The sequence below is a fragment of the Burkholderia sp. SJZ089 genome (assembly GCF_007828315.1).
GTDB classification, from domain to species: Bacteria; Pseudomonadota; Gammaproteobacteria; order Burkholderiales; family Burkholderiaceae; genus Burkholderia; species Burkholderia gladioli.
This window is the reverse complement of record NZ_VIUM01000025.1, coordinates 40,060-66,794: the sequence shown is the minus strand read 5'-3', so window position 1 is coordinate 66,794 and position 26,735 is coordinate 40,060. Positions and strand designations below refer to the sequence as shown.

Sequence of the window (26,735 nt, the reverse complement as noted above, 5' to 3'; positions counted from 1 at the left end):
GCGGCGAGCGCGAGAACGACGAGCAGTTTCATTGGCTAGGACTCCCTGACGATTGGATGGACAGGGACGCTCAGGCCCAATGGCCCGGCACCCAGTGCCAGTTCGGGCCGTGCGCGATCCAGTGGCCGGGCACCCAGTGATAGCCGACGCGTACCGGTTGCCAGTGGCCCGGCACCCAGACGTAGGCGCCGTGATCCCAGCGCCAGCGGCCGTGATCCCAGACGTAGCCGGTGCGCGGGGCCGGCACTACCTCGACGCGCGGCGGCGGCGGGGCGATCGGCGCGACGATCACGGCCTGCGCGAAGGCGCTGGTGGCGAGCGCGAGGCAGAGGGCGGCGGCGAGGCGCGCCGGATGGAACAGACGTGTCATTTGGTTTTCTCCCTGGGTTGCGAGGCGCAGATTCGCGCCGTCCAGGGTTAAACGGGGCAGCGGGGAAAATCCGTCGCTGCCGGTGGGCGCAAGCGTCGGCGCCGGCGCGAAATCGTCGGGAGATGGTGCGCCGAGTCGCTGGCCGGCGTGCCCGGCGGCCCCGTGACGGCGCGCTGCCTATGCCGCGTAAAGCCTTGATACACAAGCGTTTCCCGACGATCCGCGGCGGTCTTGCCAGCGCGCAAGCGAGCCGCCAATTGGTCGGACCGGTCCGAAATATCTGGTAACATCCGCGCGCTGTGCGAGCCCTCCCGGCGGCGCCTCGAAGCGCCTTGCCTCGACCTGTCCACCCATCTGCCCCGCCCATGATCGCCGCTTGCCCGACTCGCCCGAACCGCCCGTTTGCGTCCACGCCGGCCATGCCGCCGCGGGCCGTTTCGCGCCCGGCCCGCCTGGCGGCCTGGGCCACGGCGGCGCGCCGCGCGGCTTCGTACGCGCTGCTCGGCATGGCCTCGCTGCTGCTGGGCGCCTGCAACCGGCACGACGCGGACCAGGCGCCAGCCTCGGGCGCATCGAGTGCGTCGTCGGCCGTGCCGGCCGCGGCGTCGATGCCGGCTTCGGCCGCCGCGCTCGCTTCGGGCGCGCTGGCCGCTTCGGATTCGTCGGGCACCACGGCCTCGTTCTCGCAGGGCCTCAAGCGCGGCGACCTGATGCGCGTGGTATTCCCCAACTGGCATGAAGGCAACGATCCCGCCGCGCAGGCGGTCGAGGTCCCGCTGCCCGAGCGCGACGATTCGGGGCGGATCCGGCGTACCGCCGGCAGCGCGTCGGCGAAGACGGTAGCGAGCCGCATCGAGATCACGCCGCGCGAGGTGATCCGGCTCGACGACACGCATGCGGTGATGCTGACCGAAGGCGTGGGCATCGACGACACCGGCGTGCGCGACGACGGCTACGCGGCCGGCGCCTGGCTCGGCGCCTATTTCTTCCGGCGCGATGCCTCGGGCTGGATGCTGTACAAGCGCGTGGACGGCGTCGACTATCTCGGCGTGGCCGGCTCCCTGGGCGACACCAGCGTGACGCGGATCGGCGCCGGCGAGTTCGGCCTGATCGTCACGGGCGGCGGATGCTGGCAGGGTTTCTGCGGGACCTGGGCTTCGGTTTACGGCGTCGCGCCGGGCCGCATCGCGACCTACGCGAGCACGGTGCCGGTGGACGGCAACAACCTCGGCGCGAGCGGCGATTGCGAGGCCACGCTGAAGGCGGCGAGCCCGGCGCACGGCACGGCCGCCAGCGAAACCGACGTGGTGGTGTCGAACGATGCGGGTTCGCCGCCGGCCTGCTTCGAGGTCGACGGCAAGCTCTCGCTGGTCACCGCCGAGGATGGCACGAGCGAGATGCGGATCCACTTCGACGGCGCCGAGACCATCGCCTCGGGCGACGACGGCGGCCTGCGCCTGATCCACCAGACCGCCGTCTACCGGCTGCGCGACGGCAAGTACGTGCTGTCCTCGGGCCACAACCCGGTGCCGGCGTTCTGAACCCGGCGCCCGTCACGCCTCGCGCGTGGCGGGCGCGCACGGCATGGCTCAGCTGTGCGTGAGCGTCAGCGCGTAGAACTTCACCACCGTGCCCGGCGTGGTCAGCGGCGTGCCCGAGGTGGCCGACTGATCGTAGTTGCCCGCCTTGAAGTAGAAGCTCTCGCCGTTGAAGCTCGAGTCCATCGTGAAGGACTTCGAAGTACCGTTCACCTTCACGCCCACCGTGGTGCCCGACAGGCTCATCTCGTAGGTGAAGGACTGGCCGATCGTCACGGTCGCGATCGGGTAGGTATGCGATTGGCCGCCCTGGTTGGTGTCCTCGAGCAGCAACTGCACCTTGCCGGCGGAGGTCACCTGCAGCTCGCAGAGCGGCTTGCTCGGCCCGGTGCCCTGGAAGATCTGCGCCACGGCGGTGGTCTTCGGCACCTGCACCACGGTTAGCGTTGCGTTGAGCCGGTTGGTGCCCGAGGTCGGCCAGATCTTCGCCTCGCGCAGCTCGGTGCGCGGGTGCTGCGAGCCCGAGGTGGTCCAGCCGCGCGTCGGGTCCATCATCACCATCGCGCCGTCCGACTTGTCCGTATAGAAATAGAACTGGTTGGTGAAGCCGGCCGCGAGGCTGTCGCCGTTCACCTGGGTGACGCTGCCCGAGGCGCCGATCGGCAACTGCAGGGTCCAGGGCTTGAGGTTGAAGTTCGATCCGGGCGGCACCGAGGGATTCAGCTTGGCCGCCGCGACGACGGCCGCGTCGTCGGCGAGGATCTCGGTCGAGGCGGCGAGGGCATACGCGGAACCCAGGCTGGCGCCCAGCGCCAGTACCGCGCCGATCACGATGTTCTTTTGCATCTCCGTATCTCCTTTGCTCATCTTCGATGGAATTGAAATGGCGGCGGGCAAAATGATCTATTTCGGAATGGTTGTTGTATTTTGATTTTGTTATCGGTGCGCATTGCGATTTTCGGCAATGCGTGCCGTGATGCCGGTTTGCAGAGTTGATGTTATTGGGTGATTCGATAAATAAGGAACGGCTTGCTGCGAACTGCGGGGAACGACGCGAACACGGCTCCCGAAACGCCTTGCTGCACCGCGCAACGCGGGCGGCGCGGCCGGAATGGCTAATGAAAATGTCTGATTTTTATAATCGGGGTTTTCACGGAATCCGATCCTGTATATCAACCGGTTAAACCGCGTCGCCGATCTGAATCGCAGCCTACCGCTATCGATATTCAATGTAAAACGATAGAATTCTATGGGTCATATGGACGGAATCGATACCCGGCGATGCTGCGCGAATTGAAGACATTCCTGGCGGTGGCCAAGCACGGTACCTTCTCGGCGGCGGCGGCGCGCATCGGCATCACGCAGTCGGCGGTCAGCTCGCAGATCCAGCGAGTCGAGGAGCAGCTCGGCGTGGCGCTGTTCGATCGTTCCGGGCGCACGCCGCATCTGACCAAGGCCGGGCAGGAGGCGCTGGTGCTGGCCGCCGAGATGATGGCCCTGCATGCGCGTCTGTTGCGCGAGCCCAGCGTAGCCGAGAACACCGGCACGCTGCGCATCGGCGCGGTGGCCTCGGCGCAGGGGCGCCTGATCGCGGGGCCGGTCACGCTGTTTCGCGAGGCCTTCCCGGCCTGGCGCGTGGAGATCGTCACCGGCGGCGGCCTGGCCCTGGTCAGCCAGATCGATGCGGGCGAGATCGACCTCGCCGTGATGAGCCGCCCCAACTTCACCCTGCCCGAGGCGATCGAATGGCGGCGCATCGCGCTCGAGCCCTTCGTGCTGCTGGCGCCCGAACGCATCGAGGCCGATTCGTGGCGCGAGGCGATCGGGCAGGCGCCCTTCATTCGCTGCGCGCGTCATACCTTCGCCGGGCAGCTCGTCGACCAGTTCCTCGCGCGCGAGGGCATTCGTGTCGACGACGCGATCGAGGTCGTCGATTTCCACTGCATCGCCCAGCTCGTGTCGAGCGGCGCCGGCCTCGCGCTGGTGCCGCGCAATGTCGACGAGCGGCTGTGGCCGGGCGGCGTGAAGGCCTTCGGCCTGGGCGATCGCACCTTCCACCGTGAGCTCGGCATCGTGCAGAAGCCGCGTCATGGCCGGCACCCGGTGATCCAGAAGTTCGTCGACGAGATCGACCGCGCGCTGGCGGCCGCCTGCGATCCCGATGCCGGCTCGCCGCCGCCGATGGCCCGGTCGTCTTGACGATTCATGGCTCTATGGCGGGCGCGCGCGCGGCGCTATCGTGGCGCATGACTGATCGATGGAGCCCACATGAGCCCTGATATTGCATTCCGGCATCTCGAGACGCCGGCCGAACTGAGCACGGCCTTCACGCTGATGCGCGTGCTGCGCCCGCACCTGGCCGACGCGGATGCCTTCGTCGCGCAACTCGAACGGCAGCGCGGCGAGGCCTATCGCCTGCTGGCCGCCTTCGACGGCGAACGACTGCTGGGCCTGGCCGGCTATCGTCACCAGACCAACCTGCTGTATGGACGCTTCGTCTATGTCGACGACCTGGTGGTCGATCCCGAGCGGCAGGGCCATCGCGTCGGCGCGCGCCTGCTCGATGCCGTGCGCGGCATCGCGCGCGACAGCGGCTGCGCGCGTCTGGTGCTCGATACCGGCCTGCACATGGCGCTCGCGCAGCGCTTCTATTTCCGCAACGGCCTGCTCGCGCGCGGCCTGCATTTCGTCGAACCGTTGAACCTGGCCGGGGAGGCTGCCTGATGAACGTGCTGCTGCTGAATGCGAGCCCGCATCGCGAGGCCAGCCATGGTTATCGGCTCGCGCGCGAGGCGGTCGACGTGTTGCGTTATCGCGAGACGGCCGCGGGCCGCGAATTCCTGCTGATCGAGCGCGACCTGATGGCGGCGCCCTTGCCGCCGGTCGGCAGCGCCTATGCGAAGGCGGTCACTTCGCGCGACGCCGATTCCGCGGCCTTCGCGCTGTCGGAAACGCTGATCGGCGAGATCGAGGCCACCGATTGCCTGCTCATCAACACGCCGATGCACAACTTCACGGTGCCGGCCGCGCTGAAGCTGTGGATCGACTACGTGCTGCGCATCAACCGCACGTTCCGTTCGACGCCCGAAGGCAAGGTCGGCCTGATGCGCGATCGGCCGAGCTTTGTGATCGTCGGTTCGGGCGGCGTGCATAGCGGGCCGAATGCACGGCAGGCCGATTTCCTCACGCCTTACCTGCGCTATGCCCTGGGCTCGATCGGCCTGCACGACCTGCGTTTCTTCCTGCTGCAAGGGCTGGTGATGGGCGACGCGGTGGTGCAGGCGGAGCTGGCGCGAGAACGCGCCGCGCTGCGCCGCTGCGTGCCCTTCTGCGCGGCGCCGCCGGCCGAGGCGGCCAGGCCCGCGAGCCTCGGCGAGGCGACGGACGCCTGAGCGGAGCGCGCCGTGCGCGCGTTCGTTCAGCGCTCGTAGATCGCCAGCAGCAATCGCGCCAGGCCGCGTGCCTCGTCGCGGCTCGCCACGTTGGCGAAGCCGAGCACGAAGCCGCGTCGGGCCGGCTTGGCGCGTCCATTCGCATACCACTCCGACAGCGCGCTGATGCCGAGCCCGGCTTCGCGCGCCTGCGCCGCGAAGGCGAGATCGTCGAGCTCGGCCGACGCCTCGAAGCCCACCGCGAGGTGCATGCCGCCGGCCGGCAGCTCGACCCGCAGGCGCGCGCCGAAGGCCTCGCGCAGCGCCTCGGCCATGATCTCGCGCCGCTCGGCATACAGCGCGCGCATGCGCTTCAGGTGGCGCGCGAAATGCCCTTGCGCGATGAAGTCGGCCACGCCCGCCTGCAATAGATAGGGCGAGCCCGCATTCATGCTCTGGCAGATCCGCCGCATGCGCGCGATGGCGCGCTCGGGCACCACCACGTAGGCGAGCCGCAGGCCCGGCACCATCACCTTGCTGAAGGTGCCGCAATAGATCACGCGATCGTGGCGGTCGAGGCTCTTCAGCGCCGGCAGCGGGCGGCCCGTGTAGCGGAATTCGCTGTCGTAGTCGTCCTCGATGATCCAGCTTCCCGAGCGCGAGGCCCAGTCGAGCAGGGCGATGCGGCGCGCCAGCGAGAGCGTCACGCCGAGCGGGCTCTGGTGCGAGGGCGTGACCACCGCGAAGCGCGCTTGCGGATCGAGCGCGATGCCGCGCTCCACGTCGAGCCCTTGCGCATCCACCGGCACCGGCACCAGCGAGACGCCCGCATCCACCAGGAAGCGCCGCGCCAGCAGGTAGCCGGGATCCTCGTACCAGACGCGATCGCCCGGCGAGGCGAGCGCGCGCAGCACCAGCTCGAGCGTGGCGCGATAGCCGCTGGTGACGAACACCTGCTCGGGCGTGCAGGCCACCCCGCGCGACACGCCGAGATAGCTGGCGATCTTCTCGCGCAGCGGCGCATGGCCGAGCGGCGGCGGGTAGGCGAGCGCGGCCGGCTCGGCGCGCCGCAGGCGATAGGCGACCAGGCGATTCCAGACCTTGCGCGGGAAGGCGTCGAGCGCAGGCAGGCCCGGCTGCAGCGGCAGCGGGGCGCCGCCATGCTCGCGGAACGCATCGGTTGCGGCCGGTGCCGCCGCCGGCTTGTCCCTGGCCGGCGCCTTCGCGCCGCGCGCGGCCTGGCGCAAAGCGGCCGGCGGCAGCGAGGGCGACACATAGGTGCCGGCCGCGCCGCGCACCTGCAGATAACCCTCGTCGACCAGGATCCGGTAGGCCATCTCGACCGTGCCGCGCGCCGTGTTCAGCTCGGTGGCCAGGCCGCGCACGGCCGGCACACGATCGCCGGGCCGCAGATGGCCGGCACCGATCGCGTGCTTGAAGCGCTCGCAGATCTGCAGATAGACCGGCAGGCGCAGGCCGCGGTCGATGTCGAGTTTCAGGTCGCGGTCGCGTTGGCTCATCGGCGGCGGGAAGGCATGGGTCTGGTTTTCGAGGGCGCCGGCTGATCAGGAAAACTGAGCGTCCGGCGCTGGAGGACGGGTTTCAAGCATGAAACTTGGATAAATCTAGTCGCACATAAGATACGAGATCGATCGCTATCGCGCAAGCTGGAAATCGAGACGATTTGTTGCGGATTCCACACTTGTATCTACGAACTACGACAAATAAAATCCGAGTTATTCGACGTGCGGCTAGCGTGCCGCCCGAAACCGTGACCTGTCCAGGAGAGAGAAAAGTGTCGAAACGCATTCTTGTCATCGGCGCCGGCTTTGCCGGCATGTGGAGCGCGCTGGCGTCGGCGCGCTTGCTCGAGCAGCTCGGCCGCGACGACGTCGAGATCGCCCTGGTGGCGCCGGCGCCCGAGCTGCATGTGCGCCCGCGCCTCTACGAGGCGGACCCGGGCGCGATGAAGGCGCCGCTGCAGGCCTTGTTCGATGCCGTTGGCGTGCGCTTCGTTGCCGGCTACGTGGACACCATCGACGTGGTGAACCGCAAGGTCGCGGTGATCGGCGCCCAGGCCGGCGCGGCGCGCCAGGAGATCGGCTACGACCGCCTGGTGCTGGCGGCTGGCAGCCGGCTGTTCCGGCCCGCGATCGAGGGGCTCGACGCGCACGCGTTCAACGTCGACCAGCTCGAGGAGGCCGTGAAGCTGGACGCGCACCTGAAGACGCTCGGCCAGTTGCCGGCTGGCGCCGCGCGCGCCACGGTGGTGATCGCGGGCGCCGGTTTCACCGGCATCGAGACTGCCGCCGAAATGCCGGCACGCCTGCGCGAGACGCTGGGTGCCGATGCCGAGGTGCGGGTGATCCTGGTCGATCGCAACGACGAACTCGGCCCCGACCTGGGCCCGGGCCCGCGCCCCGTCATCGCGCAGGCACTGAGCGAACTCGGCGTGAGCTGGCGGCTCGGCTCGGGCGTGGCCGCGGTGGATGCCGGCGGCGTGACGCTGGCCAACGGCGAGCGGATCGAGGCCGCCACCGTGATCTGGACCGCCGGCGCGCGGGCCAGCGCGTTGACCGCGCAGATTCCCGGCGAGCGCGATGGCTTTGGCCGCCTGTTCGTCGATCGCAACCTGAAGGTGATCGGCGTGGAGGACGTGTTCGCGACGGGCGATTGCGCCTATGCCGCGACCGACGATGCCGGCAATCACGCCAAGATGTCCTGCCAGCACGCCATGAACCTGGGCCGCTCGGCCGGCCACAACGCGGCCGCCGACCTGCTCGGCCAGGCGCCGCTGCCCTACAGCCAGCCGAAGTACGTGACCTGCCTCGACCTCGGGCCCTGGGGCGCCGTCTATACGGAAGGCTGGGACCGCGTGGTGAAGCTGGAGGGCGCGCAGGCGAAGACGCTCAAGCGGCAGATCAACTCGGCGTGGATCTATCCGCCCGCGGCCAATCGTGCCGAGGCGCTGGCGGCGGCCGATCCGCTGCGTATCGTGGTGGCCTGAGGTGGTGGCCTGAGGTGGTCGCCTGAGCGAGCGCGGCATCAACGAGAAGGGGCGGCCCGGTGGGCCGCCCCTCTTGTCATGTCGACAGCCGGCGATGCCGGCTGCGTTCGGCTTGCCTCGTTCAGCCCGCCGCGCCGCGTTCGCGGCGCCGGCTCGCGGCGCGATCCTCGAACCATTTCACCACCTGCGGCCCGAAACTGCGCGGTGCCTTCGATGAGAAGCGCTCAGCAATATCGGCCAGCGATTGAGAGGCCAGCGACTCGCGCATCTTCTTCTCCGCCTGCTGCATCACCGAATGGATCGCGCAGACACCGCTGGTCGCCCAGGCCGGCTTGGTCCCTTCGAACACGGCGCAACGCTCGCGCACCTCGCGACATTCGAACAGGGACTTGTCGCCGTCGATCGCGCTGACCACGTCGAGCACCGAGATCTGGTCGGCCGGCCGCGCCAGCGCGAAGCCGCCCTTCGCGCCTTCGGTGGCGATCACCAGCCCCGCCTTGTGCAGCTTGGTGAACAGCTTGGCGAGAAAATCGAGCGGCACGCCCTGCAGCTCGGCGAGGTCGCGCACGCTCGCCTCGCGCATGCCGGAGGCCGGTTCGGCCAGATAGAGCAGGCAATGCAGCCCGTATTCGACGCCTGTACTGATGTGTGCCATCGCCACTCCGACTTGAATAATCGGAGTTAGGGTAGCGTGCTTCGGGAGCCTGTGCAACCGGTGCACTGCACGGCGTGCCATGCATCGGACGAGCGCGGTGCGCAAGTGAAAGATTGATAAAGTTTTCAAGCTCGATACATTTCGGCGCGAATCCCCCCCTACAATCACAGCGAGTCGGTCGTCTTCATGGCGACGCGGTATCGGGCAGGCAGGCGAGCGGCACCAGGCCTGGCTGTCCATGCCCGACCGAGCGGGCGCGCGATGCCAGTCGTGCCGCCCGGTGCGGCGGCTCCGGATCGATCTGTACCTATGCATCTCGCATGCGGACGATCCGTCGACAACAGAGTGAGAGATTGACATGGATGTCCGGGGCGCTTTAACCATCCTGCCGGCCGTTGGCCGGCTCGAGCATCGAAGTTCGTATCGAGGGCGGCGAACCGCCTTCAGGCATGACGGCCAGTCTGCCGACCTTCACCGCCGGGCAGGACCGCTGACCCGCGCATGACCGAATCCTCTCCCTGCCTCATCATGCTCGGCGCCTCGATCGCGCTGGCTGCACTCGTCCTGCTGGTCTCCTTGCTGCGCGCCGCCTTGCCCGGCCTGCGCGAATGGAGCGCCGCCGCCGCGCTGGCTGCGATCGCATCCTGGCTGTCCTGGCCGGGCGCGCTGGCCGGTGCGCCGGCCAGCTTCGTCGCGGCCGCCTCGCTGGCCTGTTTCCTGGCCGGTTGCCTGCGCTTCGGCGGGCGGCGGCCGTCCTGGGCCTTGCTCGGCGGTGCGCTGGCGGTGCTCGGCCTGGTCTTGGCGGCCAGCCAGCTCATGCGCCACGGCGGCATGCTCGGCACCTTGGCGGCGGGCATCTATGCCCTTGCGTTCGGTGTCCTGATCGCGCTTGGCATGGTGCGTCGGCCGGCATCGCGCACCGCCGCCTGGCCGTCGCGCGGGGTGGCGGCGCTGGCCTTGCTGGTCGGCTTCGGCTCCTGCGCCCAGGCGGCCGTGCCGGTGTTTCCCCTGCTGGCCGCGGCGTCGCCGCTGGGCGGCATCGCGCTGGCACTGCTGCCGCTGGCCGCCGTGCTGCTGGCGCAGGATGCGCTGCTGGCGCGTCCCGCCAGCCCGGCTCACGGCGATCCGCTGACGGGCCTGCCGGAGCGCGACCGCTTCGAGACGCTGGTGCGCGAGCGGCTGGCGCGTCAGCGCGGCGGCCGCCCCATCGCGCTGCTGCTGATCGAACTCGATCATCTCGAACGGGCCAACCAGGTCGCCGGCCGCGACGGCGGCGATGCCTTGCTGCGCGACTTCGCCCAACTCGTCTCGGCGCAACTGCGTGCCGAGACCGTGCTCGGCCGGCTGGGCGGCGAAACCTTCGGGGTGTTGCTGCCGGGTACCTCGGCACGCGACGCCTGGCAGGCCGGCGAGCGCCTGCGCGTCGCGGCGGCCGCGCGCGTGGTGATGACGCCGGGCGGCGAATACCGCTACACGATCAGCGGCGGCATCGCCTCGGCCGAGGGCGGCGACACCTTCGAGCGTCTCTACGTGCGGGCCGATCTCGCGCTCTACGAGGCCAAGCAGGCAGGCCGCGACGCGATTCGCGTCGCGCATTCGGCGCTGGCCGGCCTTGGCGCGAGCGCCGCGCCGGGCGAGGGCGGGCGTCGCTGAGTCCAGGCGCGCCAGGTTCCGGCCGTCCGGTCGGTCGGCGAATGACGCGGGCGAACGGGGCGTGGCAGCGGCGGGAATGGAGTGCGAGGCGGGGAGGGAGCCGGACCTTCTCGCGCGACGCTGCCGCGTCGGGAGCCGAACCGGTGATGCGCGACGCGGGACACGTCGCGCGGAACTTCATGACCGTCGAGGACCGCGGCGGCTTCCGGCTCCGGCGAGCCGGCCGGGATGCGAGCGGCGCGCGCCGGCTCACTGCTTCTTGTGCCACTCCTCGATCATGTCCTTGGCGAGCTGCTCGACCATGCTCATCACCATCAGCACGTCGATCTTCAACCGCGATACCGTGCCCTCGACGGGCGGCAGCTTCGCGTCGCGATAGCTGTCGTCGACGGGATCGATCTTCGCGCTGTAGCGCCACTGCATGCCGGTATCGTCCGGCGAGACGTCCGTGGTCACGCGAAACCCACGATAGTCGATAGACATAACTCCTCCTGGTTCCCTGCGATGTGCAAGCGTATCGAAAGCCCGCGGCGCAAGCCGGCAGCGGCTTGCGCCATGCTAGCACCTTCGCGGTGCGCCCGCCGTCCCGCGCGGGCGGCCCGCCGCCGGCCGCGCCTTGCACCCACGCACGGCCGGACTTGCCTACACTGGCGCTGAGCGGCGCGTGCCGTCCCGGCCGTGCCGCCCTCGTTCGCGACAGCCACAGGAGACTTCAGGATGGAATCGACAGCAAGCACCGCGGCCGCGCCGCGCATCGCACTCGTGACGGGTGCCGGCAGCGGGATCGGCCGCGCCGCGGCCAGGCGGCTGCTGGCCGACGGCTTCACGGTGGTGGCCGCGGGGCGGCGCGCCGAGCCGCTGGCCGCCTTCGTGGACGAGGCCAGGGCCGACGGCCGCGAAGCGCTCGCGGTGACGGTCGACGTGCGCGACGCGGCCAGCGTCGACGCGCTCTACGCGACCGTCGAGCGGACCTACGGCCGCCTCGACCTGCTGTTCAACAATGCCGGCGTGAACGCCCCGGCGGTGCCGATGGACGAGCTGAGCGTCGAGCAGTGGCGCGACGTGATCGATACCAACGTGACCGGCGTATTCCTCTGCGCGCGCGGCGCCTTCGCACTGATGCGCCGACAGACGCCGCGCGGCGGCCGCATCATCAACAACGGCTCGATCTCGGCGCACACGCCGCGCCCCTTCACCTCGCCCTACACGGCCAGCAAGCACGCGGTGCTCGGCCTGACCAAGAGCATCGCGCTGGACGGCCGCCAGTTCGGCATCGTCGGCTGCCAGATCGACATCGGCAACGCGCTGACCGAACTCTCCGAGCGGATGCAGCGCGGCGTGCTGCAGGCCAACGGCAGCATCGCCACCGAGCCGATGTTCGACGTCGCGCACGTGGCCGACGCGGTCGGCTACATGGCGAGCCTGCCGCTCACGGCGAACGTGCTGAACATGACGGTGATGGCCAGCCAGATGCCCTTCGTCGGCCGCGGCTAATCCCGTCCGATATCACCTGCCTCGGCGAGGCCGTTCCGGCCTCGCCAAAACCTCGCCGATTCCACGTAATGCCGGAATAATCGCCTGATTGTCTCCTGAAAGGAATCAAATAATGAGAAATAGTCGCGAATGCGGCGGTATCGATTTGCGATTAATCCCGATTCCGAATTTATGATTTAGAATCGCCGGCGCGCGCGATGCGAACGACGCCATTCGGCATTTCACGGGGATATGAGCTCACTCGCTGGCGCTAAACCGAGCATTTTGTCGGGCACAATTAGAACATCGAGGCCAACGTGAAATTCATCAAATGGCTGATCGTCGATACGATCAGGGATCTTCGCTTGAAAAGATTGAAGGCGGATTTCGACCGGCATTGTCCGAACGAGCGGATGACCGGCAGCATCGACGGTTATTGCGGGATCGGCATGATGATCGGCCGCAGCGTCGGCAGCGAGGTGGGGGCGGCCGACGGCAGCGCCAGGCTACTCGACGTTTACACCAGCAGCCTGGTAGCCGAGCTGGCCCGGCATCGCGAGTACGCGCGGCGTGCCTATCGGATCGGCGTCGACAGTGTGCAGGACGGTGGGCGGCGCCATCGTTTCGCGAGCGCGCGGCAACTGCGCCGCTGAGCGGAAAAAGATCCGCGCCGTGCGGCGCGGATCGTCAAGGCACTGGATAATGCCGCCGGATTACGGGCCAGCGGTATTTCCGTGCGACGTATGGATAACGTCGCCGCGGAATAATCGCATGAACGGTCTGAAAAAACCATCGCCGATCGTAAATTCCCGTGCCCGGCCATTAATGAATGTCGACTCCCTGCCGTTAATGCGAGATGCCGGGCTTGATTATTTTTCGGCAAGCGTTTGCGCAAACGCTTGCGCTGGTTTTAGTGGAGCCCATCCTCGAACTGTCAAAGATGGATAATTCGGTGCGATGCGCCCGGCGCATGTCGAGGCGCTTGTTTGCGCATGCAACCGGATGATGGTGATCGTGCCGGGGCGCCTCGACTGTTGCGAGCGAAGAAGCAATCGGCCGGCGCGCCTTGGCGCGGCCGTTCAGGGCGCCGACGGCGGGCGCGGCACCGGCAGGTTGGCGCTGCGCCTGGCCAGCGCGTCGGTCTGGATCGAGATCAGCAGCCAGTCGCGCTGCGGCTGCGGAATGCTCAGCACCGCGTGCTCCATGGTGCGCATGTTGCTGCACCAGATTTCCGGCGTGACGGCGGCCGGGTCGGCCACCGCGGCAGCCAGCGAGCGCGCCGCATCCGGGTCGCCCTTGAGCCGTTCGGCGATCGCCGCCGACAGCGCGTTGCGCCCCTGCTCGCGTTGCGGCTCGTTGACGGTGGCCAGCGGCGTCTGCTGCGCCGAGCGCTTCAGCGATTCGTAGGTGATCCGGAAGTAGTCGTCGATGTCCTGGTCGGACAGCCTGGCCAGCGACAGGTAGCGCACGATCACGGCGCTCATGCTCTTCTCGCCGCCGCAATCGGGCGGTGCCGCGTCCAGTACGCGCGCGCCGATCGAGATGAAGGTCGAGCGGTCCGACTGCGAGACGCGCAGCGACCCCTCGCTGAAGAACTCGGGGCGCCGCTCGGCGAGCGAGCGCCCGGCCTGGCCGCCGTCGCCCATGCCGAAGGCGCGCACGATGTCGGGATCGGTCAGCATCTTCTCGCGCCAGCGCGCGACGATGGCCGCCTTCGGCGAATCGGGCTCGATGCCGTATTGCGCGACGAAGGCGTCGGACTTGGCGCGTTCGAGCGTGAGCGGGGCAGCGCCCGACAGCGGCGTGGCGGGCATGGACGCGGCCGCGCCGGGCGGCTGCGACGGCGCGCAGGCCGCCAGCGTCAGCAGCAGGGTGGCGAGGGCGGCAACAGTGGCGCGGCGCGGGCGGCGGCGGGCGGCGAACCGGTCGGGAATCGGCATGGCGATGTCGTGAGAGGCGGTGCCTGCCAATCTAGCATGCCGGCCCCCGTCACGACGGTTCGCGGGTTGGCGCGAGGCGCCATGGCGGGCATGCAGGCGAAGCGTCATCCCGGGCCCGTTTCGCCTCAGGGCATCATCCGGACCGTGACGGGCTCGCCGGGGCAGGTCTCGGCGTTGGCCGCGGCGATCGTCTTGGGCAGCCGCTGCTTGTCGGCGGCGACATTGGTGTAGTAGCGCAGTTGCGCCGGCGCCGAGACCGCGCCCGCTTCCCAGACGCCCGCCCAGAGGTGCCCGTGAGCGTCGCTCATCAATACGGACTTGGTATCGCAGGCGACGCCCTGCACGAACATCCCGACCACGCGCGCGCCATTGCCGTCGAGATTGTCGGCCTGCGTGTCGACCACGCTGGCCGTCGCCACCATGGTCCGGTAGTCGCGTCCGAGCAGCTTGCGCAGCGCCGCGTCCTGCGCAGGCGTGCTCGCCACGCCGAGCGAGAGCAGGCTCGGCTCGGCGTTCGGGTCGCGCGCGGCAGCGACGTAATCGCCGCCGTAGGAGACGCCCACGCCGGCGCCGCAGGCGAAGGCCCCGCCCTGCTGTTCGACCTCGAGCCGGTTCAGCACGCGCCGGAAGGTCAGCACGCAGCCCTGGGTATCCATCTTCGCGTCGCCGACATAGCTGGCCGTGTCGGGCGCGGAAAAGCGCGCCGTCTCGGATAGCGCGCCGGAATTCACGCCGGCCACCGCATCGAAGCTGAACGAGAACTGCCGCTCGTTGACCTGCGTGATGTCGAGCTGCGCGCCGTCGTGGCCGCCCGCGTCGACGCGCTGCCAGCGCGTGCCCCAGTGGAACGGCGTGCGCGCATGGCGCAGCACCACGATGCGGTCGGCGTAGAGGTTGCGCAGGCAGGCGTCGTCGCCACAGGCGTCGCGCCGGGCCAGCCAGGCGCGCTGGTCCGCGCGCCAGTCGGGCGAGGCCGGCACTTGCGCATAGAGCGCCTGCAGCGTCTCGTCCTGCTTCGACAACTGCGCGTCGGCGCAGATGCGTTGCTCGGTCGGCGAACTCGCCTTCGCGCAGTCGAAGCCCGCCGCCTGGGCGGCGCTGGAGAGGATGGCGAGCGTGGCGATCAGCAGCTTGCCGATCGAGGCGGCCCGGTCAGTCGAGGTGTTCATACGGTCTCCATGATGTCGGCGGCGCAGGCCGGCGCCGCGGATCCGCGCGCGGACCGCCGGATATCCTACGCGAAGCGGCGCGCGCGGGGGAGACGGATCGGGACGATCGTTTCCTTAAAACGACGTACCGATCTGGAACTGGAACTTCTGGTACTGGTCGCCGGTGTGCTTGACGACCGGGAAGCCGAGGTCGATCTTGAGCGGGCCGATCGGCGAGATCCATTCGAGGCCGGCGCCGTAGCTGTAGCGCAGCCCGTTGGCGCCGATGCTGTTGCCTTCCGAGCCCCACACGTTGCCGCCGTCGACGAAGGTGAACACGCGCAGCGTGCGGTCGTAGCCGGTGCCGGGCAGCGGCACGGTCAGCTCGATATTGCCGACCACCATTTTCGAGCCGCCGATCGGGTCGTTGGTGGTGGCGTCGCGCGGGCCCAGCGAACTCGATTCGTAGCCGCGCACCGAGCCGATCCCGCCCGCGTAGTAGTTCTTGAAGATCGGGTAGGGCTTGCCTTCCAGGCCCTTGCCGTAGCCGCCCTGGAAGTTCAGGCCGAGGATGAAGCCGCGCGCGAACGAGTAGTAGTACTGCGCTTGCAGGTCGCTCTTCACGTAGGTGGTGGCCGCGATCGGCGTGCCGTACTCGGCGTTCGCCTGCAGGAAGTAGCCGCGGCTCGGGATCAGCGTGCTGTCGCGGTTGTCGCGCGACCAGCCCACCGTGGCCGGCACGTTGTTCGAGACGCGGCCGAACGAGTTCACGTAGTCGATATAGCTCTGCGGCGTGGTCGAGTCCACGTCGAGCCGATTCTGCTCGAGGCCGATGCCGAAGAACACCGTGTCGGTTTCCGAGAACGGGATGCCGAACTTCATCGAGGCGCCGTAGGTGATCACGCGGAAGCTGGTGTCGGTGGTGCTCGAGTAGTAGAGCGGCTCGCTGGTGCGGTAGTAGACGTCGGTGATGCGCCGGATGCCGTCGATCGTGAAGTACGGGTCCACCTGCTCGACCGCCAGCGTGCGATAGGTGGTGGCCGTGTTGACCGTCACCGAGAGGCTGGTGCCCGAGCCGAACACGTTGTCCTGCGAGACGCTGGCCGAGATGATCGGGCCTTCGCCGGAGCCGTAGCCCACGCCCAGCGAGATCGAGCCGGTCGGCTTCTCGGTCACCTTCACGTTGACGTCGACCTGGTCGGTGGTGCCTTCCACCGGCACCGTCGAGATGTCGACGTCGGTGAAATAGCCGAGCCGGTTAATGCGGTCCTTCGACAGCGCGAGGCGCCCCGAATCGAACCAGGCGCTTTCCATCTGGCGCATCTCGCGGCGCACCACCTCGTCTCGCGTGCGCGAGTTGCCGGTGATGTTGATGTGCCGCACGTAGACGCGATGGCCCGGATCGACCACCAGCGTTAGGCCCACCTTGTGCGTGACCTGGTCGATTTCGGGCTGGGCATTGACTGTCGCGAACGCGTAGCCGTATTCGCCGAGCTTGTCGACCACCGCCTTGGTGGTGGCCTGCAGCTTGGCGGCCGAGAAGCGCTCGCCGGCCTTGATCTTCACCAGCTTCTGCAGCTCGGCCTGGCGATCCAGCAGGTTGCCCGCGAGCTGCACCTTGGAGATCGTGTAGGGCTGGCCCTCATGCACCGTGATGGTCAGGTACATGTCCTTCTTGTCGGGCGAGATCGACACCTGGGTCGAGTCGAAATTGAACTCGAGGTAGCCGCGGTCGAGGTAGTACGAGCGCACGTTCTCCAGGTCGCCCGTGAGCTTCTCCTTCGAGTAGAGGTCGTTCTTGGTGTACCAGGAGAACCAGTTCGGCGTCGACAGCTGCATCTCGTCGAGCAGGGTGCTGGTCTTGAAGGTGTGGTTGCCGATGAAGTTGACCTGGCGGATCTTCGCGCTCGGGCCCTCGGCCACCGAGAACAGGATCGACACGCGGTTGGCGTCCACCGGCGTGATGTTGGTGGTGACCTCGGCCGCGTAGTAGCCGCGCGTGAGGTACTGGCGCTTGAGCTCCTGCTCGGCCTTGTCCACCAGCGACTTGTCGTAGTACCGGCCGCGCGCCAGGCCGACCGAGCTCAGCGCCTTGGTCAGGTTGTCCTTGTCGAATTCCTTGATGCCGCTGAAGTCGATCGACGAGATCGCCGGGCGCTCCTGTACCTGCACGATCACCACCGTGCCCTCGGTGGCCACCTTCACGTCGTTGAAGAAGCCCGTCGCGTAGAGCTTGCGGATCGCTTCGGAGGCCAGGTCGTCGTTGTAGGTGTCGCCCTGCTTCATCGGCAGGTAGGCGAACACCGAGCCGGGCTCGATGCGTTGCAGGCCCTCGATCCGGATGTCGGAGATGGTGAACGGATCGGCCGCGCAGGCGGTGACGGACGTCACGCCAAGGCCGGCGAACGTCAGGTAGCGCAGGCGGCGTGACGACAGGGAGCGTGCATTCATGCGGATGAGGAAGAGGCGGAGGAGCCGGGAATAGCGGGTTCGCGACCGAGGACGCGGGCTTGTCGAGGACGCAGGTTTATTGCAGCGAGCCGGCCGTGCGCGGCAGGGCCGCGGCGGGGCCGCTCGCCAGTGCCAGCACGTCGGCCATCTGGCCGGCCAGCGCGCGGCCGACCTGGAACGACAGCTCGGCGCCGCCGGGCAGGCGGAACGACAGGATCAGGTCCGGCGCGCCACCGGCGTCGCGTCCCACCGTCCAGGCCTCGCAGGGCATCACGAACTTGACGCCGCGCTGCTTGTGGCGGATGCGCTCGGACGAGCCGATCGCGTTCGACAGCGCCGCCAGCAGTTCATGCATCACCGAGCAGTGCAGGGCGATGCGATCGGGCTGGTTGCTGTTGAGCATCAGATACTGCCCGTCTTCGGTCAGCTCGAAGCCGTGCAGCGCATCGATCGAATAGGAAGCCTGGGGCGGTGCCATCGTCGCGATCCGGTGGGAAAACGGAAGCGAGTATCGCGTTGCGCGTGAGTCGACGGGTTACCTGCCGTTTACTGCATGTTTCTTTCCGGCTGCTGACGGGATCGAGGCAGAGGGAGGAGGGCGCGGCGTCGGCATGGAATGCTCGCGCCGGGCTCGTCGCGCAAGGGATGGGGCGCTCGCGCGGAAGCGGCGCGAGCCGGCTGGTGGAGGATCGGCGCGCACCGCATTTCGGCTCGCTGCATGGGCGAGCAGGAAGCGGAGCGCGTCGTTCGCGAAGGCCAATCGTTCGGAAGGCGAAAGGATCGTCGGCCTTCTCGAAACGGCATGTTTCCCGATTCTTGCGGCGCGTTACCGCTGGCGGGGCGAGGGCCGCGACGCGCGTGGGGAATCAGCCGCTTTCCGGCGGCAGCGCGTGCAGGGCACCCTGGTGGCGCTTCACGATCCGCACCGTCTCGGCCGCGAAGGCGCGCAGGCCGGGATCGCCGCCGTCGCGTGCCTCCTTGGCGAAGGCCGCGCCGTCGGCCGCGTGGATGGTCTTCATCTCGGCGATGAAGGCATCGTCGAAGGCGGGGCCCGACAGGCCGCGCAGCTTGTCGAGGCGCTGCGTGAAGGCCGCGTTCAGCTGCGTATCGACCTCGATGCCGGCCGCGCTCGCGGCGGCCAGCAGCTTGGCGCCCACCAGTTGGTGATCGTGCGCCTCGGTGCTGCCGAGATCGACGATGTCCTGCCGCGCGCCTTGCCGGGCCGCGACCTTGCCGGCCTCGACCTCGAACATGCCGCCTTGCGAGACCATCGCGACGAAGGCGCGGTCGGCGTCGGACGTCGCGCCGCCGGCCGCGTGCGCGGCGAGCGGGGCGAGACCGGAAGTCAGCAGCGCGACGGCGGCGCTGCAACACAGGGAAACCAGGGAACGACGATGCATGGATGACCTCTACTCGTGACGGTTCGGGGAGCGTCGGCGCCCGGGCGAGGGCCGGGGCCGTCACGAGACAACACGGCTTTCGTCTGTTTTATCCCCGCCCTCAACGCGGCGGATAAGCGGCATCCCCCAGGCAGGCCGCCAGCCAGCCCTGGTCGATCTCACCGACATCCGCGTCGAGCAGGGGCGCGGGCGGCACCGGCGGCGCTTCGTTGCGGGTCGCCTCGGCGTCGAGCTGCGCCGGCCAGCGCGCCGCCGTGCCCTTGGCATCGTCGTCGGGGCAGGCCTGCCCGGCTTCGCCGCCGCCGATCGAGCAACTCGCCACGGCCGTCAGCCTGCCGTTGACCACGCGCCCGACCTCGCGCCGTTCGGAAACGCTGCCGCTGGCCCAATCCTGGTTGACCGAGCAGACGCGGTCGTGATGCTGGAAACGCTGCGTGCCGAAGCAGCCATAGCTGTAGCTGCCCGCTTGCGGGAGGAAATCGCAGGATGTCTGGTAGCCGGCGAACGGGCCGCCCGTGTAGCGTGCCTCGAAGGTGCGCTGCGCCAGCGCGACCTCGACCAGGCGTCGCTGATAGGGGTTGTGTATGCCGCCCTGCGAGAGCACGCGCGTGCGATCCCGGATCGCCTTCAGCACGATCTCGCGCCGCGCGGCTTCGTCGGGCGGGCCCTGGCCGTCGTCGACGGCATCGAGATGACCGGGCTGCGCATCGCGGCGCAGCAACCAGCGCCGCTGGCTGGCCACCAGCATCGCGCGGATCCCTTCGTCGCCGGCGGCCTTCAGCGTGGCCGCGTAGGCGGCGCCCATCGCCGCGTCGGCAGCCTGCAGCCGCGGGTCAGCGCAGATCATCCGCTCGATCGGGCTGGCCGCCTTGCGGCAGTCGATGGCCTGCGCGACCGGCGCCGCGAGCAGCGCGGCGGCGAGCAGGGCGAGGGCGCGCGGGGAAGGCCATGGCATGACGTGATCTCCTGGTTGTCTGTTTCTTGTTTCATCCGAGGTCGCATCGGCACTGCACGACATCGACATCAACCTGCACGGCGCCGCGCAGGCTGCGCCTTGCCGCCCGCGGCTGGCTTGCCGGCATCGCGATCGAGCAGCGCCGCGAAGCGATCGGCCAGCGTCGGCCGCGAGCGGTTCGGCCAGACCGCGCTCAGCTCGAAGAAGGGCAGCGCATCGCCGTCGCGCACCTCGCAGACGCGCACGCCCGAGAAGCGCAGTGCCTGCACCGAAGCCGGCAGCAGCGAGGCGCCGCAACCGGCCGCGACGCAGGCGAGCACCGTCAGCGAACGGTTCGCGTCCTGCACGATATTGGCCTCGCAGCCGGCCTTGCGGAACGCGCTGAGGATGCCGGCGCGCACCACCGGCAACTGCCCTTGCGGGAACCACACCAGGCCGATGCGCGCCAGGTCGGCCAGCGCGAGCCGGCCGTCCGCGCCGAGCGCGTGCGTCTCGTGCACCACCGCGTGCAGCCGCTCGCGCGCGATCAGCTTCTCGTGCATGCGCCCGCGCACCACCACCGGCGTATGCAGCAGGCCGATGTCGATCTCGCCCGACTCCAGCGCGGCGGCCTGCTCGGCATTGCTCATCTCGCGCAGCGCCAGCTCCACGTTCGGCACCTCGGCGCGCAGCGCCGCGATCGCGCGCGGCAGCACCTCGAACAGCGCCGCCGAGACGAAGCCGACCGCGAGCCGCCCGCCGCGCTGCGCGCCGATATCGCGTGCGCGCGTCTCGGCGGCCTCGATGCGCGCCACGCTCAGGCGGATGTCGTCGACGATCGCCTCGCCGGCGGCGGTCAGCGCCGCGCCGCGCCGCGTGCGCGAGAACAGCTTGACGCCGAGTTCGCGCTCGAGCCGCGTGATGGCCTGGCTCAGCGCCGGCTGCGCCAGGCCCAGCCGCTCGGCCGCGCCGGTCACGCTGCCGGCGTCGGCCACGGCCAGGAAATACTTGAGGATGCGGGCGGATTCCATAACACGATGCAATGAAAGATCAACGTTTCCATAGTATGCGAGCCAGGCGCATCCCGCCAGAATGCGTGCTATCAATCAATTGCCGCCGGCGCATCAGCCGGCGCGCCGCGCGCCAGGCTGCGCGCAAGAGGAGACGATCATGCGCTGGTACCGGGACATCACCCCCGTCGAGAAACGAACCCTGTGGGGCTGCTTCGCGGGCTGGGCGATCGACGCCGCCGATACGCAGATCTTCTCGCTGGTGATCCCCACCTTGCTGACGGTCTGGGGCATCTCCAAGGCGCAGGCCGGGCTGATCGGCGGCGCCACGCTGGTGGCGGGCGCGCTGGGCGGGCTGCTGGCCGGCGTGTTGTCGGATCGCGTCGGCCGCGTGCGTGCGCTGCAGATCACCGTGATCTGGTTCTCGCTGTTCACCTTCCTGAGCGCCTTCACGCAGAACTTCGAGCAGTTGCTGGCGCTGAAGGCGCTGCAGGGCATCGGCTTCGGCGGCGAATGGACGGCCGGCGCGGTGCTGCTCAGCGAGACCATCAACGCGAAGCATCGCGGCAAGGCGATGGGCATCGTGCAGAGCGCCTGGGGCTTCGGCTGGGGCGGCGCGGTGCTGGTCTACACGGCGATCTTCTCGCTGGTGCCGCAGGATTGGGCCTGGCGCCTGCTGTTCGCGGTCGGCCTGCTGCCGGCGCTGCTGGTGCTCTACCTGCGCCGCAACGTGGTGGAGCCGCCGCGCGAGCCGCTGCCGGTCGACGCGAACGGCGAGCGCCAGGGCGTGCTGGCGATGGCCGCCGGCATCTTCGCGCCCTCGGTGCTGCGCACCACGGCGGTCGGCGGCCTGATCGGCCTGGGCGCGCACGGCGGCTACTACGCGATCACCACCTGGCTGCCCACCTACCTGAAGATCGAGCGCCACCTGTCGGTGCTGGGCACCGGCGGCTACCTGGCCGTGGTGATCGTCGCCTTCATCGTCGGCTGCTTCGTCAGCGCCTGGCTGCAGGACCGCATCGGCCGGCGCTGGACCGTGATCGTGTTCGCGATCGGCTGCGCGGTGATGGTCAATCTCTACACCTTCCTGCCCATCGGCGACACCACCATGCTGGTGCTGAGCTTCCCGCTCGGGCTGGTCTCGGCCGGCATCCCGGCCACCCTCGGCGCGCTGTTCAACGAGCTCTACCCGCAAGGCGTGCGGGGCACCGGCGTGGGCTTCTGCTACAACTTCGGGCGCATCGTCTCGGCCGGCTTCCCGGTGCTGATCGGCCATATGAGCAGCTCGATGTCGCTGGGCACGGCGCTCGGCATCGACGCCGGCATCGCCTACGGGCTGGTGGTGATCGCCGCGCTGATGCTGCCCGAGACGCGCGGCCGCCGGATCGCGGCGCCGCTCGCCGCGAACCAGCCGGGCCGCGCCGACGACGGCCGCGCGCCGAGCGCGTCGCGCGGCTGAGCGGCATGGTCGAAGCGCGCCGCCGGTTCTTCCTTCTTCCTCGATGTCTCCCGTCCCTCCCATCATGAGCACCACGCTTGACGATCGCGCGATGCATGCCGAGTCGGGCCTGAGCGCCGCCGGCGCGGCCTGGCTGGCGGCCGCCGCGCCCGCCGTGGCCGGCATCGACAGCCATGCCCATCTGTTCGTGCGCGGCCTGCCGCTGGCCGCGCAGAGGCGCCACGCGCCCGACTACGACGCGACGCTCGATGCCTATGTGGCGCATCTGTCGGCGCATGGGCTCTCGCAAGGCGTGCTGGTGCAGCCGAGCTTCCTCGGCACCGACAACGGCTGGCTGGCCGCCGTCGCGCGTCGTTATCCGCAACGCTTTCGCGGCGTGGCCGTGGTCGATCCCGCGATCGACGAGGCGCAACTGGCGGCGCTCGCGGCCAGCGGCATCGTCGGCGCGCGGCTGAACCTGATCGGGCTGCCGCTGCCCGACCTGGAGCAGGGGCCGTGGCCGCGTTTGCTCGCGAGGCTGAACGCGCTGGGCTGGCATATCGAGATCCATCGCGGCGCGGCCGAGCTGCCGGTGCTGCTCGATGCGCTGCTGGCGCAGCGCTGCACCGTGGTGGTCGATCATTTCGGCCGGCCCGATCCGGCCGCCGGCGCGCGCGACCCGGGTTTCCGCGCGCTGCTCCGGCGCGCCGACAGCGGCCGTGTCTGGGTCAAGCTGTCGGCGGCCTATCGCAGCGTGGAGACGAAGGCGAGCGCGAATGCCGGCGCGGCGGCCGGCGACGGCGCGGCAGCGGGCACGGTGCTGGCCGCCCACCTGCTGGCCGCCTTCAGCCCGCAGCGGCTGGTCTGGGGCAGCGACTGGCCGCACACGGAGCATCGCCACCTGGTCGACTATCCGTCGGCCGCGCGCGCCTTGCGGCAGTGGGTGCCCGACGAGGCGCAGCGGCGCGTCATCCTGGTCGATTCCGCGCGCGAGCTGTTCCGCTTCTGACCCTGCCGGGCCGGCGATTGTCCGCGCTTCGCGGATTCTGAATCGCCGGCTTCCCGGCTTACCCGCGCATCGACCCCGGCACACAATCGCCCCTCATCGAAGCAGGATGCCTTTCGTGGGGAGCGAGCCAGCATGAGCACCATCCAGTCGCAATCACAGTCGCCATCCGCCGGGCCGCGAGGCACGGCGCGCGCGGCCGGCGCGGTCGCCTTCACGGTGCTCTCGTGGGCGTCCGCGTTTCCGTTCATCCGCATCGGCCTGCACGAACTCTCGCCGATGCAACTGGCGGCGGCGCGTTTCGCGACCGCCACGGTGCTGGTGCTCGGCTGGCTGGCCTGGCGCCGCCCGCGCCGGCCGACCGCGCGCGATGCGATGGCCTTCGCGCTGTCGGGGCTGCTCGGCATCGCCGGCTACAACGCCTTGCTGAACACCGCCGAGCTGAGCGTCGCGCCCGGCGCGGCCGCCTTCATCATGAGCACCTCGCCGATCGTCACCGCGATCCTCTCGACGCTGTTCCTGCGCGAGAAGCTCAATCGCTGGGGCTGGGCCGGCTCGCTGTTCAGCTTCGCCGGCATCGGCCTGATCGCGAGCGGCCAGCCCGGCGGCCTGGCGCTGGGCAGCGGCACCACGCTGATCCTGCTGGCCGCCGCCGGCTCGGCCGTCTACTTTGTGCTGCAGCGCCGCCTGATTCCCGTGTATGGCCCGCTCGCCTGCACGGCCTACACGCTGCTGGCCGGCGCGGTGCTGCTGCTGCCCTGGCTGCCGGGCGCGCTGCGCTCGCTGGCGGCGCCCGGCGCGCTGCACGCGGCCCTGCCGGCGGTGCTGGTGCTGGGCATCTTCCCGGCCGCGCTCGGTTACGCGAGCTGGACCTTCGCGCTGAGCCATTTCGGGCCGGCGCGCGCCACCCATTTCCTCTACCTGGTGCCGGCCGCGGCGATGGGCCTGTCGATCTTCATGACGGGCGAGCAGCCGGGGCTGGCGACCATCGTCGGCGGGCTGATGGCGATCGCCGGCGTGGCCTTCGTCGCCTGGCGCGGGCGCGGTGCCTGAGCGGGCCGGCGCGCGCCTACCGGGGCGCCGTCTCGCGCCAGCCGGCAAGCCTGCGCCATAGCGAGGGTTCGCCGTGCTCGCGCGCGGGCATCTCGACCAGGTAGGTGGTGCCGCGCACGCTGACCAGCACGCCCGCGTCGGGCAGCGCGAGCGGCGGGCTGCCGTCGCGGGGGTTCAGGTAGGGGCGCGCGGCGGCGCCGCTATCGGCATGCATCGGATTCGGAAGACTGTGCATGGGGCGGATGTCCTGTCGATGAGAAGGCGCGGCTCGCGCTCAGTAGCGCACCCGTCCGAGCAGCCGGAGCGGGTCGAGGGCGCGCTGGACGGTGCCGGCCAGCGCTTGCAGCGGGGCCGGCACGTGCTTGCGATACCAGGCGAGATTGACCGGGCCCACGCCGTGTTCGGCGCTGAAGCAGCCGCCCAGGCGCGCGACGCGTTCGTACAGCGCGCCGCGCAGGGCGATCTGCTGCATCGGCCCGTAGCGCGCGCTCTGCGCCGGCGGAATGGTCACCACCAGATGGCAGCCGCCGTCGCCGAAATGGCCGAAGGCATAGGCATGCAGGTCGGGATGGGCCTCGGCCAGCCAGCCCATCGCCTCGTCCACGAAGGGCGCGAGCTCGCCGCGCGCGAACGAGACGTCGAACGACAGCGGCAGGCCGTCGGCGGCCACCGCCAGCGGCAGCGCGTCGCGCAGCTTCCAGAAGCGCTCGCTGGCCGCGCAGGCCGCGTCGAGCGCGATGCCGTCGCGGCTCAGCGCCTCGAGCGTGTCCAGCGCGCGCGTCTCGAGCAGCGCGTCGAGCCCCGGCATCGCGCTGGCCACCTCGAACAGCGCGAAGCAGGCGGCGCCCTCGGCCGGCAGCGGCGCGCCGATCTGCGGGAAGGCCTCGGTCACGCGCGCCACCGCGCCGGCCGACATGAACTCGAAGGCCGAGAGCAGTTCGCCGAAGGCCTGTTCGAAGGCCAGCAGCGCCCGCGTGGCCGCCTGGTAGGAGGCGAACGCGACGAAGCCGGCGTAGGACGAGCGCTCGAGCGGCGCGAGCGCGAACGAGACCGCGGTGATCAGCCCGTTCGCGCCGCCCGCGCCGACGAACAGCGCGGTCGGGTCGACGCCGGCATTGCGCTTGCGCAGCGGGGCGAGCGTATCCACCACGCTGGCCTGCGCGTCGGCCAGCACGGCCTCGATGCCGAGCACGTTGCGGCGCACGTCGCCGTACTTGATCAGGCGGCTGCCGCCGGCGTTCGCGCCCACCAGGCCGCCGGCCGACGGGTCGCTGCCGAGGTCGATCGGCAGCGTGAGCCCGTGCTCGCGCGCGGCGCGATTGATCTCTGAGAGCCGCGCGCCGGCCTCGACGGTGATGCTGCGATTGACCGGGTCGAGCGAGCGGATCCGGCGCAGGCGGTCGAGGGCGACCACGCATTGCGCGCCGCTGCGATCGGGCACGGCCGCGCCCACCAGCCCGCTGCGCTCGCCCTGCGGGATCAGCACCACGCCTTGCGCGACGGCCGCCCGCACCAGGGCGCGGGCCTGTTCGGTCGAGGCCGGGCGCGCGATGCCGAGCGCCCGGCCGGCGTGATGCGACAGGTCGGCCAGGTAGGGCGCGCCGGCCTCGCCGTCGAGCCAGCCCTGGCCGCTGCCGTCCGCCAGCGCCGCGGCGAGCGCGCCGGCCTGGATGCGCCGATCGGCGACGGGCGCGTCCATGCTCAGCTCGCCTGCGCGAGCTGGCGGCGCAGCCGGCCGCGCACCACCACCAGCGCCACCAGCGGTACCACGCCGCCCCACAGCGGGCTGTGGCGCATGGCGACCGAAACCGCCAGCGCCACCACCGTGACGGCCAGCATCACCAGCGACAGGGAGCGCACGCGCGCGCGATCGGCCGGGGCGATGTCGACGAAGCCGCCCGCCGACCAGGCGGTATGGACGATGCCCACCACCAGCACGCAGACCAGCATCGCGGCCGGCCCCAGTTGCTCGCCCCACAGCTCGCTGCCGCGCGGCGAGGCGAGGGCCAGCGCGCCGCCGATCAGCAGGTAGAGATCGACGCCGATCGCGATGCTGTTGCGCTGCGCGCGGCGCAGCAGCCAGGCGCCGTGGAACACGGCCAGCGCGCCGCCGATCACGAAGGCGGTGGTCCAGCGCAGGTCGGCCGTGCCGGGTCCGAAACGGCCGTAGAACAGGAACACGATGGCGGGCAGGAAGTTGCTCGCGTGCATCAGGTAATCGACGAGGGGGGTGGTGCGGGACGTCATGGGGCATTCTCCATCGGATGACTGCGGTGAAACGGACAGGG

General features: G+C 69.8%; 26 protein-coding genes. 11 read left to right on the top strand and 15 right to left on the bottom strand.

Going from position 1 to position 26,735, the window contains the following annotated elements:
* Positions 1–70 precede the first annotated feature (70 nt).
* Positions 71–370: a YXWGXW repeat-containing protein gene (locus tag FB600_RS32925; protein WP_096751865.1), complete on the bottom strand. Its 300-nt coding sequence runs from the start codon at positions 368–370 to the stop codon at positions 71–73.
* Between the two features lie 419 nt (positions 371–789).
* Between FB600_RS32925 and FB600_RS32920 the strand changes: the two genes are divergently transcribed.
* The gene (locus FB600_RS32920) at positions 790–1,911 is read left to right on the top strand and encodes a hypothetical protein (protein WP_145757606.1); all 1,122 of its coding nucleotides are present in this window, start codon (positions 790–792) and stop codon (positions 1,909–1,911) included.
* A 48-nt stretch (positions 1,912–1,959) separates the two neighbouring features.
* On the opposite strand, the gene FB600_RS32915 is transcribed toward FB600_RS32920, so the two are convergent.
* Positions 1,960–2,754 carry a polysaccharide lyase family 7 protein gene (locus FB600_RS32915; RefSeq protein WP_098151262.1) on the bottom strand — a complete coding sequence of 265 codons (795 nt, stop codon included), beginning with the start codon at positions 2,752–2,754 and terminating at the stop codon, positions 1,960–1,962.
* A 435-nt stretch (positions 2,755–3,189) separates the two neighbouring features.
* Here FB600_RS32915 and FB600_RS32910 point away from each other — a divergent pair, with 435 nt between their 5' ends.
* From FB600_RS32910 to FB600_RS32900, 3 genes are all read left to right on the top strand, one after another.
* The gene (locus tag FB600_RS32910; protein WP_096751862.1) at positions 3,190–4,107 is read left to right on the top strand and encodes a LysR family transcriptional regulator; all 918 of its coding nucleotides are present in this window, start codon (positions 3,190–3,192) and stop codon (positions 4,105–4,107) included.
* Between the two features lie 69 nt (positions 4,108–4,176).
* Positions 4,177–4,632 (top strand): GNAT family N-acetyltransferase, encoded by a 456-nt coding sequence (locus tag FB600_RS32905; protein ID WP_096751861.1) that lies wholly within the window; start codon positions 4,177–4,179, stop codon positions 4,630–4,632.
* Positions 4,632–5,300, top strand: coding sequence for an FMN-dependent NADH-azoreductase (locus FB600_RS32900; protein WP_096751860.1), 669 nt, complete (start codon positions 4,632–4,634; stop codon positions 5,298–5,300). The genes FB600_RS32905 and FB600_RS32900 overlap by 1 nt, the downstream gene beginning before the upstream one ends.
* Positions 5,301–5,326: 26 nt before the next feature.
* On the opposite strand, the gene FB600_RS32895 is transcribed toward FB600_RS32900, so the two are convergent.
* Positions 5,327–6,799: a PLP-dependent aminotransferase family protein gene (locus FB600_RS32895; protein WP_096751859.1), complete on the bottom strand. Its 1,473-nt coding sequence runs from the start codon at positions 6,797–6,799 to the stop codon at positions 5,327–5,329.
* 275 nt (positions 6,800–7,074) lie between these two features.
* On the opposite strand from FB600_RS32895, the gene FB600_RS32890 reads away from it, so the two are divergent.
* On the top strand, positions 7,075–8,286 hold the full coding sequence (locus FB600_RS32890) for an NAD(P)/FAD-dependent oxidoreductase (RefSeq protein ID WP_096751858.1): 1,212 nt from the start codon (positions 7,075–7,077) through the stop codon (positions 8,284–8,286).
* Positions 8,287–8,407: 121 nt separating this feature from the next.
* On the opposite strand, the gene FB600_RS32885 is transcribed toward FB600_RS32890, so the two are convergent.
* Positions 8,408–8,941 (bottom strand): RrF2 family transcriptional regulator, encoded by a 534-nt coding sequence (locus FB600_RS32885; protein ID WP_013691333.1) that lies wholly within the window; start codon positions 8,939–8,941, stop codon positions 8,408–8,410.
* A 501-nt stretch (positions 8,942–9,442) separates the two neighbouring features.
* Here FB600_RS32885 and FB600_RS32880 point away from each other — a divergent pair.
* Positions 9,443–10,594: a GGDEF domain-containing protein gene (locus tag FB600_RS32880; RefSeq protein ID WP_098151260.1), complete on the top strand. Its 1,152-nt coding sequence runs from the start codon at positions 9,443–9,445 to the stop codon at positions 10,592–10,594.
* A gap of 249 nt (positions 10,595–10,843) precedes the next feature.
* Here the strand turns inward: FB600_RS32880 and FB600_RS32875 are convergent, their stop codons facing one another.
* The gene (locus tag FB600_RS32875; protein WP_025101610.1) at positions 10,844–11,077 is read right to left on the bottom strand and encodes a hypothetical protein; all 234 of its coding nucleotides are present in this window, start codon (positions 11,075–11,077) and stop codon (positions 10,844–10,846) included.
* 234 nt (positions 11,078–11,311) lie between these two features.
* On the opposite strand from FB600_RS32875, the gene FB600_RS32870 reads away from it, so the two are divergent.
* Positions 11,312–12,088, top strand: coding sequence for an SDR family oxidoreductase (locus FB600_RS32870; protein ID WP_096751856.1), 777 nt, complete (start codon positions 11,312–11,314; stop codon positions 12,086–12,088).
* A gap of 296 nt (positions 12,089–12,384) precedes the next feature.
* Complete coding sequence (locus FB600_RS32865; RefSeq protein ID WP_098151259.1) at positions 12,385–12,720, top strand: hypothetical protein; 336 nt, start codon at positions 12,385–12,387, stop codon at positions 12,718–12,720.
* Positions 12,721–13,146: 426 nt separating this feature from the next.
* On the opposite strand, the gene FB600_RS32860 is transcribed toward FB600_RS32865, so the two are convergent.
* The 7 genes from FB600_RS32860 to FB600_RS32830 form a co-directional block, all read right to left on the bottom strand.
* Positions 13,147–14,007: an energy transducer TonB gene (locus FB600_RS32860; protein ID WP_098151258.1), complete on the bottom strand. Its 861-nt coding sequence runs from the start codon at positions 14,005–14,007 to the stop codon at positions 13,147–13,149.
* Between the two features lie 125 nt (positions 14,008–14,132).
* Entirely contained in the window at positions 14,133–15,176 is a 1,044-nt protein-coding gene (locus FB600_RS32855; protein WP_145757607.1) for a lysozyme inhibitor LprI family protein, read from the bottom strand.
* A 114-nt stretch (positions 15,177–15,290) separates the two neighbouring features.
* Positions 15,291–17,606, bottom strand: a complete 2,316-nt coding sequence (bamA, locus tag FB600_RS32850) for an outer membrane protein assembly factor BamA (protein WP_172535058.1) — start codon at positions 17,604–17,606, stop codon at positions 15,291–15,293.
* A gap of 76 nt (positions 17,607–17,682) precedes the next feature.
* Positions 17,683–18,084, bottom strand: a complete 402-nt coding sequence (locus FB600_RS32845; RefSeq protein WP_047839426.1) for a hypothetical protein — start codon at positions 18,082–18,084, stop codon at positions 17,683–17,685.
* Positions 18,085–18,472: 388 nt separating this feature from the next.
* Positions 18,473–19,006, bottom strand: a complete 534-nt coding sequence (locus FB600_RS32840) for a DUF4142 domain-containing protein (protein ID WP_145757608.1) — start codon at positions 19,004–19,006, stop codon at positions 18,473–18,475.
* Positions 19,007–19,106: 100 nt separating this feature from the next.
* Positions 19,107–19,961 (bottom strand): lysozyme inhibitor LprI family protein, encoded by an 855-nt coding sequence (locus FB600_RS32835; protein WP_164467632.1) that lies wholly within the window; start codon positions 19,959–19,961, stop codon positions 19,107–19,109.
* 68 nt (positions 19,962–20,029) lie between these two features.
* Positions 20,030–20,971 (bottom strand): LysR family transcriptional regulator, encoded by a 942-nt coding sequence (locus FB600_RS32830; protein ID WP_096751851.1) that lies wholly within the window; start codon positions 20,969–20,971, stop codon positions 20,030–20,032.
* A 139-nt stretch (positions 20,972–21,110) separates the two neighbouring features.
* Between FB600_RS32830 and FB600_RS32825 the strand changes: the two genes are divergently transcribed.
* The 3 genes from FB600_RS32825 (at position 21,111) to FB600_RS32815 (ending at position 24,447) form a co-directional block, all read left to right on the top strand.
* Positions 21,111–22,409 (top strand): MFS transporter, encoded by a 1,299-nt coding sequence (locus tag FB600_RS32825; RefSeq protein WP_145757609.1) that lies wholly within the window; start codon positions 21,111–21,113, stop codon positions 22,407–22,409.
* 64 nt (positions 22,410–22,473) lie between these two features.
* On the top strand, positions 22,474–23,397 hold the full coding sequence (locus FB600_RS32820) for an amidohydrolase family protein (RefSeq protein ID WP_096751850.1): 924 nt from the start codon (positions 22,474–22,476) through the stop codon (positions 23,395–23,397).
* Between the two features lie 132 nt (positions 23,398–23,529).
* Positions 23,530–24,447 (top strand): DMT family transporter, encoded by a 918-nt coding sequence (locus FB600_RS32815; RefSeq protein WP_145757610.1) that lies wholly within the window; start codon positions 23,530–23,532, stop codon positions 24,445–24,447.
* A gap of 16 nt (positions 24,448–24,463) precedes the next feature.
* Here the strand turns inward: FB600_RS32815 and FB600_RS32810 are convergent, their stop codons facing one another.
* Genes FB600_RS32810 through FB600_RS32800 form a run of 3 tightly spaced genes read right to left on the bottom strand, consistent with a single transcriptional unit; the run spans position 24,464 to position 26,694 of the window.
* Entirely contained in the window at positions 24,464–24,682 is a 219-nt protein-coding gene (locus FB600_RS32810; protein ID WP_145757611.1) for a hypothetical protein, read from the bottom strand.
* 39 nt (positions 24,683–24,721) lie between these two features.
* Positions 24,722–26,146 (bottom strand): FAD-binding oxidoreductase, encoded by a 1,425-nt coding sequence (locus tag FB600_RS32805; protein WP_145757612.1) that lies wholly within the window; start codon positions 26,144–26,146, stop codon positions 24,722–24,724.
* Positions 26,147–26,148: 2 nt separating this feature from the next.
* A complete protein-coding gene (locus FB600_RS32800; RefSeq protein WP_145757613.1) occupies positions 26,149–26,694 on the bottom strand; it encodes a permease in 546 nt (181 codons plus the stop codon).
* Positions 26,695–26,735 lie beyond the last annotated feature (41 nt).